Source organism: Acinetobacter sp. D009 (assembly GCF_038562025.1).
Classification (GTDB): domain Bacteria; phylum Pseudomonadota; class Gammaproteobacteria; order Pseudomonadales; family Moraxellaceae; genus Acinetobacter; species Acinetobacter pittii.
The window spans coordinates 386,803-400,803 of the sequence record NZ_CP151886.1; the positions used below are offsets into that span (position 1 = coordinate 386,803).

14 protein-coding genes are annotated in these 14,001 nt (G+C 38.3%); 7 read left to right on the top strand and 7 right to left on the bottom strand.

The genetic code is table 11. The features are described from left to right. Window positions 1-36: 36 nt before the first annotated feature. Window positions 37-903 (bottom strand): LysR family transcriptional regulator, encoded by an 867-nt coding sequence (locus AAC388_RS01850; protein WP_202732965.1) that lies wholly within the window; start codon window positions 901-903, stop codon window positions 37-39. 108 nt (window positions 904-1,011) lie between these two features. Here AAC388_RS01850 and AAC388_RS01855 point away from each other — a divergent pair, with 108 nt between their 5' ends. After that, window positions 1,012-1,914, top strand: a complete 903-nt coding sequence (locus AAC388_RS01855; RefSeq protein WP_202732964.1) for a DMT family transporter — start codon at window positions 1,012-1,014, stop codon at window positions 1,912-1,914. Between the two features lie 66 nt (window positions 1,915-1,980). Then, window positions 1,981-2,265 carry a YciI family protein gene (locus AAC388_RS01860; protein ID WP_202732963.1) on the top strand — a complete coding sequence of 95 codons (285 nt, stop codon included), beginning with the start codon at window positions 1,981-1,983 and terminating at the stop codon, window positions 2,263-2,265. Between the two features lie 58 nt (window positions 2,266-2,323). Here the strand turns inward: AAC388_RS01860 and AAC388_RS01865 are convergent, their stop codons facing one another. The 4 genes from AAC388_RS01865 to AAC388_RS01880 all read right to left on the bottom strand — a co-directional run bounded on the left by AAC388_RS01865 (window position 2,324) and on the right by AAC388_RS01880 (window position 6,940). Next, entirely contained in the window at window positions 2,324-3,154 is an 831-nt protein-coding gene (locus AAC388_RS01865) for a hypothetical protein (protein WP_202732962.1), read from the bottom strand. Between the two features lie 224 nt (window positions 3,155-3,378). Further along, the gene (gene glyS / locus AAC388_RS01870) at window positions 3,379-5,448 is read right to left on the bottom strand and encodes a glycine--tRNA ligase subunit beta (protein WP_202732961.1); all 2,070 of its coding nucleotides are present in this window, start codon (window positions 5,446-5,448) and stop codon (window positions 3,379-3,381) included. Continuing rightward, the gene (gene glyQ, locus AAC388_RS01875; RefSeq protein ID WP_002044989.1) at window positions 5,448-6,425 is read right to left on the bottom strand and encodes a glycine--tRNA ligase subunit alpha; all 978 of its coding nucleotides are present in this window, start codon (window positions 6,423-6,425) and stop codon (window positions 5,448-5,450) included. Before glyQ ends, glyS begins: the two co-directional genes overlap by 1 nt. 89 nt (window positions 6,426-6,514) lie before the next feature. Continuing rightward, a complete protein-coding gene (locus tag AAC388_RS01880) occupies window positions 6,515-6,940 on the bottom strand; it encodes a hypothetical protein (RefSeq protein WP_130173003.1) in 426 nt (141 codons plus the stop codon). A 29-nt stretch (window positions 6,941-6,969) separates the two neighbouring features. Between AAC388_RS01880 and AAC388_RS01885 the strand changes: the two genes are divergently transcribed. The 4 genes from AAC388_RS01885 to AAC388_RS01900 all read left to right on the top strand — a co-directional run bounded on the left by AAC388_RS01885 (window position 6,970) and on the right by AAC388_RS01900 (window position 10,790). Next, the gene (locus tag AAC388_RS01885; RefSeq protein WP_161282733.1) at window positions 6,970-7,386 is read left to right on the top strand and encodes a lysozyme inhibitor LprI family protein; all 417 of its coding nucleotides are present in this window, start codon (window positions 6,970-6,972) and stop codon (window positions 7,384-7,386) included. Window positions 7,387-7,495: 109 nt separating this feature from the next. Further along, entirely contained in the window at window positions 7,496-8,758 is a 1,263-nt protein-coding gene (locus AAC388_RS01890; protein ID WP_270906985.1) for a putative DNA modification/repair radical SAM protein, read from the top strand. 2 nt (window positions 8,759-8,760) lie between these two features. Then, entirely contained in the window at window positions 8,761-9,558 is a 798-nt protein-coding gene (locus AAC388_RS01895) for a TIGR03915 family putative DNA repair protein (RefSeq protein ID WP_342371127.1), read from the top strand. Window positions 9,559-9,689: 131 nt separating this feature from the next. Beyond that, window positions 9,690-10,790 carry an HPP family protein gene (locus tag AAC388_RS01900; RefSeq protein WP_039766841.1) on the top strand — a complete coding sequence of 367 codons (1,101 nt, stop codon included), beginning with the start codon at window positions 9,690-9,692 and terminating at the stop codon, window positions 10,788-10,790. Window positions 10,791-10,853: 63 nt separating this feature from the next. On the opposite strand, the gene AAC388_RS01905 is transcribed toward AAC388_RS01900, so the two are convergent. After that, window positions 10,854-11,108, bottom strand: coding sequence for a PspC domain-containing protein (locus AAC388_RS01905; protein WP_002116779.1), 255 nt, complete (start codon window positions 11,106-11,108; stop codon window positions 10,854-10,856). 248 nt (window positions 11,109-11,356) lie between these two features. Between AAC388_RS01905 and AAC388_RS01910 the strand changes: the two genes are divergently transcribed. Next, window positions 11,357-12,004, top strand: coding sequence for a hypothetical protein (locus AAC388_RS01910; RefSeq protein ID WP_025469784.1), 648 nt, complete (start codon window positions 11,357-11,359; stop codon window positions 12,002-12,004). 68 nt (window positions 12,005-12,072) lie between these two features. On the opposite strand, the gene AAC388_RS01915 is transcribed toward AAC388_RS01910, so the two are convergent. Continuing rightward, on the bottom strand, window positions 12,073-13,896 hold the full coding sequence (locus AAC388_RS01915; RefSeq protein WP_284090608.1) for an acyl-CoA dehydrogenase C-terminal domain-containing protein: 1,824 nt from the start codon (window positions 13,894-13,896) through the stop codon (window positions 12,073-12,075). Window positions 13,897-14,001 lie beyond the last annotated feature (105 nt).

Below are 14,001 nucleotides of genomic sequence, written 5' to 3' on the forward strand. Positions count from 1 at the left end.
ATCATTTAATGGCGCTAAACCAATCACTGCAATGATTCATAAGCTAAATTCAGTCTTAATCAATTCTATAAACATGTCTCTGGCTTTATGGTTGCTCACATTTTTATGCCAGAAAAAGTGATTTTGCATAAAAGCAAGATATTCAAATTTATAACTTTGGATATGGGCCAAATTTTTATATTGCTCATAAATGCTCTTGGGCACCAGAGCCACCCCTGAGCCTGCACTGACACAGCCAATAATCGTGGCATAGCTGGTAATGCTGGTGATGGGAAGAGAGATATTCTTCAGTTTAAGCCATTCTTCAAGGGCTGCACGGTAAGGACAGCCTTCAGTCCACATAAAAATTTCTTTACCAATCAGGTCTTCTTGGCAATGAATCTCTCCCAAAGAGTGAGATGCAATTAAGACCATATCTTCTTGGTAAATACCGAGCTTATTTAACATTGGAAAATCAATATTGCCCGCGACAATTGCACCATCAAGTTTGTGCTGAGAAATATCGACTAATAACTGTTTCCATGTGCCTGTAATAATTTGAATGGAAACCTCTGGAAAACGTTGATGATATTTCGCAAGTAAATTGGGGAGGCGAGTTGTGGCAGAAGATTCAATAGCCCCAATTTTTAATGAGCCAGAGGGTGGTGCATCAGGATGAATACTTCGTTTCGCTTCATCGCATAGCGCTAAAATTTTATGGCAATAATTTAGGAAAATTTCTCCTGATGGAGTGAGGTTTAAACTTTTTCCTTCTCGATAAAAAAGCGGTGTGCCTAGTTCTTCTTCGAGTTGTTTGATTCGTGTTGTAATGTTGGATGGTACGCAATGCAGTTGCATTGATGCCTTAGCCATTGTTCCGCACTCAACCACGGTTTGGAACATTTTTAACTGAGCGATATCCATGTTTTATCATTCACTTTTAATGAATAGTTAACTCAATATAAGTTAATTTTATTCAACTATCCATGCGCATATGATGAAAGAGTTCCATTTCATTAGTGCAGATTTAACATGGCAATTTCTCTTGCTGCCGAAACCCAGCCTCCCGCATTTAAGCTCTATTTATGTATTGCTGTGACTGTCTTTTGTTGGGGCTATTCACCTATTGGCGTACATAGTGCCTTGCATTCATATACACCGCAGCACATTGCCTTGCTCCGCTTTTTGATCGCATCATTTTTTTTACTGCTTTTGGTCATGAAAAAAGGCATTCAACCTTTAAAGTGGAAAGATATTCCTGCGCTTGCTGTATTAGGATTTTTCTCTGTGACGCTGCATCATCTGCTTATCAATACAGGGCAGCAATATGTGACTGCGGTTGCCTCTAGTATTTTAAGCCAATCTATTCCGTTATTTACCTTTATTATTTCAGCTTTGCTTTTTAAGGAACAAATCAGTTTCAAACAATGGTTATGTATTTTATTGGGACTTTGCGGCGCCGTGTTGGTGGTCAGTGGAGATCATGGTTTTGGTGTACCTAGTCCTTATAGTTTATTGATTGTTTTAGCTGCAATTGCATGGGGTCTCTACTTTAATTTATATAAGAAATTTGCTTTAAATTATGATGCCTTGAGCATGATGTGCTACATCATTTGGTTCGGAACCCTTCCTTTACTTTTTTATAGTGCTCATTTGCCTAGTGAAATTTTACATGCCACTTGGCAAGCCAATATGTCGGTTATCTTATTGGGTATTTTCCCAAGTGCGATGGCTTATGTACTTTGGGGATATGTACTTAAAAATATGCCGTTAACGATTGCATCGAATTTTTTGTATTGCTCGCCTATTGTCGCAATGAGTTTGGCAGTTGTTTTCTTAAATGAAAAACCGTCAATGATGGTGCTGCTTGGTGGAGTGATTATTGTGGGGAGTTTGGTATGGATGAATTGGGGGAATAGGCGTACTATCGAATAAGCTATAGATCATAAGCTATCTGTAGATTAATGCTATGTCATGCGCTACTTGTTTTAAGAGAATGAAATGATTGTTGTTACTTTAACTTATAAAAAACCATTAGCCGAAGTTGATGCTGTACTCAAAGAGCATATTGCATTTTTAGATCATTACTATGAGCAAAAGAAATTTCTGGCATCGGGGCGCCGAGAAAATAGAGTAGGTGGGGTAATTTTAGTTCTAAGCTCTTCGATTCAAGAAGCTGAAGAAATTATGAAAAAAGATCCGTTTTATATTCATGATGTGGCCGATTATGATTTTATGTGGTTTGAGCCATCGAAAAGTTTAGAAGAAATTAAAGAATTTGTTTGATTACATTAGAGAACTACTTAAATTTAAGTAGTTCTCTAGTCTTTTTGGTTAATATTTATTATTGCTCAACAATATAAATACTATTTTCGAATACATCTCCTTTACTTGTTTTAACTACACCAACACATAAATTGTCAGGAGTTTGGATAAAAGAAACTAAGGATGTATCTGCATTAGTTTTACAGCTCTTTTGCTTGTTCTCATCAAATGCTTTTAAATTTAATTGATGTTGTAAATCTAAAGCGAATACTTGGCTAAGAGCGCTAAATGCTTGATCTGCTTTTTTCATAAATAATAAATTATTTTGAGCTTCCCATTCCGATAAAGAAATACGTTCCTTACTTACATAGTGATATAAGCGTTTTGTATCTGCATTATTGTCTGCCGCATTTTTAAATTGAGTTTTTAAACCAAAATTCACTTTTACAACTGGCTTTTCACGGAAAGAAAGACGTGAATAAGGCACAATTTTAACTTCAGATGCCTGATTTAAATCGAGTAGTTTAAGTGTTGGATCTGCTTTATTTTGGGCGAAAGAATCGTTAATTTTTTGATGTATTAACTGGTCAAATTTAATAGGTTGATTGAGAGAGCTTTTTTCAATGGCTGAACTATTTGCATTTTTATCAATTGCCATTGCAACCCCTACTCCGATAAGACCGAACATTCCAGAAACTGGGCTGGCAGAAGCATTGCTTGAATCACCAACTAATATTTGACTGTCTTTTACAAAGTAATCACCTGCACCTGATTCAGTCATTGAAGATAATTGTTCTGAAGAAACGGAAAGAGAGGTTTGTTTACCCGCAGCTGGATATTGAATCGATTTAGTCGTTGCACATCCAGTAAATAATAATGTTGATATGAGTAATAAATTTAAGTTTTTCATTGCAATGGCACTTTGTTAAGTTTGGTAATTATTTGTTTTAGTTTATTGAATTGTGGATAAAAAGTGAAGAAAGTAAATAATTCTTATTTATTAATTGGATGTAAAATAATCATTTATAATTATATTGAATGAAATTCTTCAATAAAAAAACCATGTTTCCAACTAGAGTGAAAACATGGTTTTTATTAAAGCTTAATTATACAAAAATTAATTTTTATATAATTTTAACCCTGCAACACACTCACATCAGCCACAGCAGTAAACAAGTTACGTAACTGAGCCAATAAACGTAAACGGTTTGCTTTCAGGTCAGCATCATCTGCCATTACCATTACACCATCAAAGAATGCATCAATCGGCGCGCGAAGTGCTGCAAGCTTAGAAAGGGCAGCAGTGTAGTCTTTTGCTGCAAGTAATGGTTCAACCACAGGAGTTACTGCTTGAAGCTCAGCAAATAATGCTTTTTCAGCATCTTCAACCAAGTTTGCTTCAACTACAGAACCTTCTGGTGTCGCTTCTTTTGCAAGAATATTAGCAACACGTTTGTTTGCAGCAGCAAGTGCAGCAGCTTCAGGTAATGTGCGGAAGTGGTTAACAGCATTTACACGCTTGTCAAAATCGAGTGGAGATTTTGGTGCAAGTGCTTGAACCGCTTGAAGTACGTCAACAGCAACGCCTTGGTCTTCGTACTTAGCACGGTAACGACCTTCCAAGAATGCAACAGCATCAGCACGAGTTTTATCGTGGTCTTTAACGATATCGCCATAACCTTGAAGTGCAAGATTCACTAATTCTTCAATCGTTACATCTAATTCATTTTCAATGATTAAACGTAAGATACCAATTGCTGAACGGCGAAGAGCAAACGGGTCTTTAGAACCTGTAGGCGCTTGTCCAATACCGAAAATACCAACAAGTGTATCTAAACGGTCAGAAAGGGCAATGGTTGTACCTGTTTTGGTTTTAGGTAAAACATCACCCGCAAATTTTGGTAAATATTGCTCACCTAAAGCTTCTGAAACTTCAGTGTTTTCACCTTCAATACGTGCGTAGTAAGTACCCGCAATACCTTGAAGTTCTGGGAATTCACCAACAAGCTCGGAGGTTAAGTCGCATTTAGCAAGTAATGCAGCTTTTTCAGCATCTGCTGGGTTTGCACCAGTGATTGAAGATAATGCAACTGCAAGTTTTGCAATACGTGTTGATTTGTCCCAAAGCGTACCAAGCTGTGCTTGGAATACCATGTTTGCTAATTTTTCTTTACGAGATGCAAGCGGTTGCTTTTGATCTTGTAAGAAGAAGAATTCAGCATCAGACAAACGAGGGCGAACAACTTTTTCGTTACCTTCAATAATTTGAGTCGGATCTTTAGACTCAATGTTTGAAACAGTAATAAAGTAAGGCTGTAATTTACCTTCCGCATTGATCAAACAGAAATACTTCTGGTTGTCTTGCATTGTCGTGATGAGTGCTTCTTGAGGAACAGCTAAGTAGCGCTCTTCAAAAGTTGCACGTAAAGCCACAGGCCATTCAACCAGACTTGTTACTTCATCAAGTAAGTCAGCTGGAACAATCGCAGTTGCGTTAACTTCATCAGCTAACTTTTTCACTTGTTCTTGAATAGTTGCTTGACGCTTTTCAAAGTTCGCAACAACGTAAGCTTTTTCTAAGGCAGCTAAGTAGTCATTTGCATGCGCTAAAGTCACTGCTTCAGGTGCATGGAAGCGGTGACCATAAGTCACATTGCCAGCTTTGTGATCTTGAATAGTCGCGTCAACAATTTGGTCATCTTTGAGTAAAAGAACCCATTTCACTGGACGCACAAATTCGGTACGGCTTGCCGCAGAACGCATACGCTTAGCAATTGGTAAATTGTCTAATGCAGTTTGTAAAATTTGTGGAAGTAAAGCGTCAAGACTTTGACCTTTCACATCTTTTAAATAGCAAACTTTTTCAACTTTACCTGCTTGGAAAGTAGAAAGCTGATCAACTGTAATACCTTGACCACGCATAAAGCCTTCGAGCGCTTTAGTCGGTTTGCCTTCTGCATCGTAAGCCGCTTGAACAGCAGGACCGTCAAAACGTTTTTGTGTATCTGCTTGAGCAGCATCGATATCAACAATTTTAAGCGCTAAACGACGTGGAGCAGCATAAGCTTCAATTGATGCGAAGTTTAAGCCTGCATCTTTTAAACCTTTTACCGTTTCTGCCTGTAATGCATCACGTAAAGTTTTTAAGCTTTTTGGTGGAAGCTCTTCACAGCCAAGTTCGAATAAAACAGTATGTTTGCTCATTAGTTTTTCTCCGCCTTTGCTGCTTCACTTTCAGCTTGTGCTTTTAGCTGTGCCAATACTTCATCACGCAAGTGTGGTTCTGCCATTGGGAAGCCAAGCTCTGCACGTGCTTGTACATAACTTTGTGCAATAGCACGCGCTAAAGTACGTACACGTAAAATGTAACGTTGACGCTCAGTCACAGAAATTGCGCCACGTGCATCAAGCAAGTTAAAGGTATGAGATGCTTTAACCACTTGCTCATAAGCAGGAAGAGAAAGTTTTGCTTCAATTAAACGGTTTGCTTCTGATTCGTAAAAATCAAATAGTTCAAATAGTTTTTCAACTGGAGCGTATTCAAAGTTGTAAGTCGATTGCTCAACTTCATTTTGATGGAATACGTCGCCGTAAGTTACAGTACCAAATTGGCCTTTCGTCCAAACAAGGTCATAAACCGAGTCAACACCTTGAAGGTACATTGCAAGACGTTCTAAACCGTAAGTGATTTCGCCTGTTACTGGGTAACATTCAACACCACCAACTTGTTGGAAGTAAGTGAACTGAGTTACTTCCATACCGTTAAGCCAAACTTCCCAGCCTAAGCCCCAAGCACCTAGCGTTGGAGATTCCCAGTTGTCTTCTACGAAACGGATGTCGTGAGTAAGCGTATCAATCCCGATTGCTTTTAAAGAATCGAGATAAAGCTGTTGGATATTGTCTGGATTTGGCTTAAGTACCACTTGGAACTGATAGTAGTGTTGCAAACGGTTCGGGTTTTCACCATAGCGGCCATCTTTTGGACGACGTGAAGGTTGAACGTATGCAGCATTCCAAGTTTCAGGCCCTAAAGCGCGTAAGAATGTTGCGGTGTGGAATGTTCCAGCGCCCATTTCCATGTCGTAAGGTTGCAATACGACGCAGCCTTGTTCGGCCCAATAGTTTTGTAGGGCAAGAATTAAGCCCTGAAATGTATCAATGTGCGAGATGGCGCGACTCATGTAGCATCCACGAATTTATGAGAAAAATTGCCACTAAGTATAAGGATTTTGTGGGGGAGTGGCAAAGGCTTAATCACAGGAATATGTGTTTAGCCTATTTGTTTTCGCCTCAGCCATTCCAAGCCTAACCAGTAACAAAAGCTGGTAAATAAAATCATAAGATAAAAACTATAGATCTTATAAATATGCCACCAAGGAGAAGGGAATGAACCGACAAAAATTAAGCGTGTAATAGGGCTAATCAAAAACCAGATGACAGTTGCGCAGATAAAAATACTCATCAGATTTAAACGATTTTTACGCGCGAGAAAATATGAAGTGATATATGCGAAAGGAATAACCAGAAGGCCATAAAAAAGTAAATAAAATAAGAAATGGGCTAGAAAAATAACTGCAACCGAATAAAGACTAAATTCCGCATTGAAGATGATTATTCCTAAGGCAGATATACTCAACAAAGGGATGGGAGCTAGCGCAAGTGCGCGAATAATCATTTTTTTGTTATATTGAAGCATATTAAAAATTATAGAATCGAGAATAAATTATGCTGAAATTTTGCTGCAAACTCATTGTTTTATCCAGCCTTTTTTGTAGTCCCTGGTTATATGCGCAGACCGATGCTGACGAGCAAGACGAGTACAACCAATGTGTAGAGCAGACCATTAAAGAAATGCAGCTTGAAAGTATTAATAACATGGTCGTGCATAGTTGCTCTGAACGAGCTAAAAAGACTTATGAAGAAAAAATTGTTGCTCTGATTGATCAAATTCGTACACAAAGCGAAGAATACAAACAGCCAGAACGTTACCAAGATATTTTAAAATCTCAGAGACTTTGGAAAGCTTATGTAGATCAGGAATGTAGTAATGCAGGCTCATACATTGGCTCACCGATGTATTCATATTGCCCAATGCAAGAGTATGCCGAGCGTGTAAAGCAACTAGAAGAATATGTTAATTAAGACGGATTATTTTAAACGTCACCTCATGACGCCGAGCGTACTCTGCTGGATTAAATTTAAGAATGCAAAATGATATTTTTTAAACGATGCCATAAATGAGTCGTTTGATATGTCTGATCGCATTCGAGAAAAACTACAGATTCTTGCTGATGCTGCTAAATATGATGTGTCTTGTTCATCAAGTGGCAGTGACCGTAAAAATAAAGATAAAGGTTTGGGAGATGCCAGCCATTCAGGAATTTGCCATAGCTATACTGAAGATGGCCGCTGTGTATCTCTCTTAAAAATTCTATTTAGTAATGTATGTATTTTTGATTGCGCCTACTGTGTTTCACGCCGTTCCAATGACGTCCAACGTGCAGCATTTACGGTGCAAGAGGTTGTAGATTTAACCATTAATTTTTATCGCCGTAATTATATCGAAGGCTTATTTTTAAGCTCAGGCATTTTTAAATCGGCAGATCACACGATGGAGCGTATGCTTCAAGTCGTAAAGAAGCTGCGCCTTGAAGAAAACTTTAATGGCTATATTCATCTAAAAACCATTCCGGGGGCATCTCCTGAACTGATTCATGAAGCAGGTTTATATGCTGACCGGATGAGTATTAATTTAGAGATGCCGACCGAAATTGGTCTAAAAACTTTTGCACCAGAAAAATCACATCAGGAAGTGCAAAAAGATTTAGGTTTGGTCCGTGATAGACTGATTCAGCTTAAAGATGAACGGCAAATCATTAAGCATGTACCGAAATATGTACCGGCAGGGCAGACCACACAAATGGTAGTGGGGGCCCATCAAGAGTCAGACCAAGATGTCTTGTTTATGGCAGACAAGCATTACAAAGAATTTAAACTCAAGCGCGTCTATTTTTCTGGCTATATCCCAATTAATAATGAAAATAATTACTTACCCGCAGTAGGTTCTGCACCGCCATTACTTCGTGAAAACCGACTCTATCAAAGCGATTGGTTGATGCGTTTTTATGGTTTTGAGGTTAATGAAATCGTCAATGAAAAACACCCAAACTTAGATCTTGATGTAGACCCGAAATTAAGCTGGGCTTTAAGGCATCCTGAAAAGTTTCCAGTAGATTTAAATCGTGCCGATTATCAAATGATTTTGCGTGTGCCGGGCATTGGGGTGAAATCGGCCAAGAAAATTGTACAGGCTCGTCGTTTTGGAAAAATCCATATCGATTTATTAAAAAAACTCGGCGTAGCCTATCAGCGTGCAAAATTCTTTATTCGCTGCGAAGACAGTCCAAAATTCCAAAAAGAACTATCATCAAGTTTTATTCGGCAGCAGATTTTAACGCAGGGATCTTCGAAATATGTGCAGCAACTCTCGCCACAATTAAGCCTTGGGTTTTAGCCATGTTTAATGATGAAGTAGCTTACTATTTTGATGGTTCGATGGCTGGGCTGCTGAGCTGTGTTTTTCGTGCATTTCAATTTAAAGAATTACAGGTCAGGCTTTGCTTGAATGATGCGGCTCAACATGGCTTATTTGCCGATAAAATTGAGGTTTCAAATAATGAGGAACATGCCGAGCGTGTTTGGTCAGCGCTACAAAAAAAGCTTTCATCTTCTTCGTTAAAACAATTTTATTTTGCCTCTTTATCTGAATCTTTAGACGCCTATCAGCACTTATTTGATTATTGTATCTATGTGTTTACTAGCCATGTTTCCATTGAAAAAGATTATTCAAATCCTAGTGTTTTAGCGATTGCGCAGTGGACGAAAAAAGTCGGGCGAGAGAAACATCGGATGGAAGCTTTTATTCGGTTTAAGAAAACTAAAGATGAGCTTTTTTTAAGTTTAGTACGTCCCGATTTTAATGTTTTACCGCTTATTCAGCCTCATTTTAAACGGCGTTATCAAGATCAACGTTGGCTTATTTATGACGAACAACGCAAGTTTGGAATCTATTATGATTTACGTGAAATACATGAAGTTTCATTAGAAGCCTCGGATGTTGATCGTAATTTAAAAAATGGAATGAGCCAAAGCTTTCAGCTTGAGCTTGATGAGCAGGAAGTTTTATATGATCAGCTTTGGAAGGATTATTTTAACAGCGTAAATATTACTGAACGGCAAAATATAAAACTTCATGTGCAATATTTACCTAAACGCTACTGGCGTTATTTAAATGAAAAATTGATGGAATATTAAAGTTTTAAAATCATAAAAATAGTTCAGCCAGTTTTCTTATTGTTGAAAGGTATAATTTAAATGCACTTTATGTGGCTTTGGGCGTATACTTTTGCCCGTTATAAATGACGGCATATCCCCTAAGGTGTACTGTGAGTGTTATACAGCGAGAATGGTTACAGATTTTAAAGCCAAATTTTAAGGTTTTACCTTTAAAAGAACGGTTACTTTGCGGTATTGGAGCATTGTGTGGTTTAGCAATTTCCTCCTTAATTAGCTGGTATGTTCTCGGTGGAATTAATGCTTGGTACATTGCACCAATGGGGGCCTCATCTGTTCTTCTTTTTGCTGTGCCGACTAGTCCCTTAGCTCAACCATGGAATGTAATTGTTGGTAATACATTGGCCGGAATTATTGGAGTCGCCTGTGCACAGTGGATTCCGGATTTAACCACAGCTTTTAGTGTCGCAGTTGGTTTTGCCATTTTTTTAATGATGACCACCGACTCTTTGCACCCGCCGAGTGGCGCAGTCGCAATTACCGCGGTATTAGGTGGGGCGACAATTCATAAATTAGGCTTTTATTTTATTTTTTATCCAGTTTTACTCAACTCGTTACTTCTACTTGGGGTTGCTGTTTTCTTCAATCGATTGATTGGGCGACATTATCCAGTTACCGCTCATTTAAATGAGCGAAGTAAAGACCCAACGCCAACTCAAAAAGTATCAATTCAGCCGAAAGATATTGAGTATGCATTAGGCCATCACACTGAACTTTTAGATATTAGCCAATACGACTTAGAAAAAATCATTTTAGAAGCTCAGGAACATGCCAATGAGCGTATGGTAAATCAATATATCTGTCAGGATATTATGAGTCGTGATGTGATTAAACTACATGAAGATGATGATATTCATCAGGCACTCGATAAGTTTAAACAAGTGAACTTAATGAGCCTACCTGTCGTAAATGCAGAAAACCATTTGGTCGGAACTTTAGCGTTATATGAAGTCGTAGAGTGGTTTAAAGGTGCAGCCGACCCGAGGAATTCTTGGCAGCATTATGTAAAACAAATCATGAGCCGTAGAGTGGTTACCGTACTGCCAACTCAACCTATTCAAGATTTAGTGCCATACTTTGTTGAAAAGTCTTTTAATTACATTCCTGTTGTTGAAGATCGTAAGCTTATAGGAATGATTAGCCGTGCAGATATGATTGCTGCATTACAGCAACAGTTAAATCGAAAGCTATAATTTTTAGAATAAAAAAAGCTACGGTTGATTAGGGGATGCAACCGTAGCGACCAAAGTTATGAATTAACGTACTTGTTCTTCATTTACTGTTCGGACGGATTGTCGATAGCCTTCAATATGTTCTGGCTGTTTTTTCGGAATCACTAACCATAAAACCAGATAAACTAAAATTCCTGGAAAGGCAGCACTCATAATTGAGATCAAAACAAAAATGACACGTAGTAAAGTTACGTTCCAACCAAAACGTTCAGCAATACCACCCATTACACCGGCGATCATGCTGTGTCGGTTCGAGCGATATAAACCAGAACTGGCCATCTAATTCTCCTTAAAGATAAAAGTTACAAGAAGCTATTGCTCTTGCTTAATAAAAATATGGAGACGAAATAACGGGTTTAAAGTCCTTTAAAAAGTAAAATAGTTAAAATATGTAAAGGATTGAAAGGAACGAAACCAACATCTACTAAAATGCACCCTTTCAGGGCTTAAGAGTTTAAAGCGGCAATCAGCTAATACTTGATTTGAAGTGTAAATATAGCTGTTGCTGTTATCTGTGAATAATGTATATGTCTTTGAAGTGGTCTCGTTTTTCAGTTAAGCATGTGGTTGTAGTGGCTGCGATGTGCATGACACTGAGTGCTTGCGATATAAATCATACCAATTCAAAAGATCATTCAAATACAAGTTCTAGTTCTAATCATGAAGAAAATTTAATAAAAAGTAGTACGTCTATAAAAACATTGGATTATGTCGCTGGACGAACTTTCTTACCTGAAGATACCTCAGATCAAACCCAAAAATTAAACGCAGCGTCATTACAATATGTAGGGCGATATCATACTCGTATTTCATGCGACGATGCTTTTGCTGATTGTGAATCAGGCGAAGCAGAGTACATTTTAAATTTATTACCAAATGGGTCGGCTTATTGGAATGTTGTTCATTTTGGTCGTGTGGGAAGTAAAGACGGGGCTAAAAGTGCCGCTGTAAATCAATTATGTCCTACTCTAAATTGGAAAGTGGATGAAAAAGGGCGTGAGTTAACGATTCAATGTCCATTATCTAAAGTTAATTTTTATTTTAATATTGATTCAAATAAAAGATTGGTCACAAATTTAGAAAAATTACTTTATAGCGACTATGGAAAAAATCGTGAATTTTTAGAGCAAAACTATTTTGTTCCAAATCAGGCTTATGTTTTAACTAAAGAATAGATATCCGATAAATATAAAAAGAGCGCAATATTAAATTGCGCTCTTTTTATATTATGACTTAAAAATCATTAGTAGTCGAAGCTAAAGTGTTCAACTGGTAATGATGTTAGGGTGCGAGATGTAGTCACCATTGATTCTGCATGACCTTGAGCGCGTGGCAATAAACGATCAAAGTAGAAATCAGCAACTTTGATTTTTGCTTTATAGAACTCAGCAGTTTCTTGGCCGTTACCTGCTTCTAATTTTTCAGAAGCAACCACAGCTTGTTGAGCCCAGAAATAAGCCATCATCACGTAGCCTGAGAACATCAAGAAATCTACAGAAGCAGAAGATACGATGTCGCGGTCTTTACGTGCAGCAAGCATGATACGAACTGTTAAAGTGTTCCACTGAGCACAAAGCTTAGTTAAGTCCCAAGCAAAACGACGTAAATATTTATTACGTGCATGTGCAGCACAGAATTTTAAGATTTCAGCAGTGTATTCACGAACTACTTTACCTTTTGAACTTAACAACACTTTACGACCAATTAAGTCGAGTGCTTGAACACCAGTTGTTCCTTCATACAAAGTCGCAATACGTGCATCACGTGCAATTTGCTCCATACCCCATTCTTTAATGTAGCCATGGCCACCGTAAACTTGCATACCGTGGTTAGCAGCTTCTAAACCAAGTTCAGTTAAGAAACCTTTTAAAATTGGTGTATAGAAACCAAGTTTATCATCGTAGTCTTCAAAAGCAGCTTGGTCACCACGTGCTAAAGCATCTGTCATCTTGTCAGCGATTTGAGCAGCGTAGTAAATCATAGAGCGACCGCCTTCAGCGATTGCTTTTTGAGTTAACAGCATACGGCGTACGTCTGCATGGTGAATGATTGCATCAGCAACTTTATCTGGATCTTTTTTACCAGAAAGGGCACGCATTGACATACGATCTTTGGCATATGGTAATGCGCCTTGGAAAGATAACTCAGCGTGTGCAATACCTTGAACAGCAGTACCAATACGTGCTGTATTCATGAAGGTAAACATTGCATGTAGGCCTTTGTTCACTTCACCGATTAAATAACCAGTTGCATTATCAAAGTTGAGTACCGCAGTTGCAGATGCGCGGATCCCCATTTTGTGTTCGATTGAACCACAAGCGACTGTGTTACGTTCACCAACACTGCCATCAGCTGTAGGCATGAATTTTGGTACGATGAATAATGAGATACCGCGAGTACCAGCAGGTGCATCTGGAAGGCGTGCAAGTACGATGTGAATGATGTTTTCAGTTAAATCATGTTCACCAGCAGAAATGAAGATTTTTGTACCGGTGATTTTGTAACTACCGTCTGCTTGAGGTTCAGCTTTAGTTTTTACCTGACCTAAGTCTGTACCACATTGAGGTTCGGTTAAGCACATTGTGCCGCTCCAAGTGCCTTCAACAAGCTTAGGCATATATGTTTGTTTTTGCTCATCAGTACCGAATTGCAAAATAGTGTTCATACAACCAGAACTTAAACCTGGGTACATGGTAAATGACCAGTTTGCAGTACCCATCATCTCTGATTTAATCAGATTTAAAGACATTGGTAGGCCTTGACCACCAAATTCTTCTGGGTAAGAAAGACCTTGCCAACCGCCCATTACGAATTGGTCATAAGCTTCTTTAAAGCCTTTAGGAGTAGTTACTTCGCCGTTGTCAAAATGGCAACCTTCTTCATCACCAGATTGGTTAAGTGGTGACAATACGTTTTCACAATAATCTGCCGCACCTTCAAGAATCATATCAACAGTATCTGGATCAGCATTTTCACCATTTGATAAAGTTTTATAGTGAGCAGGGTAATCTAGTACTTCATTCATTAAGAAGCGGATATCGTGTAGCGGAGCTTTATATGCTGGCATGGCTTTAATCCTAATTTTGAATCATTGTGGGATTATCTGTATCGATGATTTGATTATTCACTCGCATGATAAAAATACAATGTTAATCGCACCCGAAAGAAATGT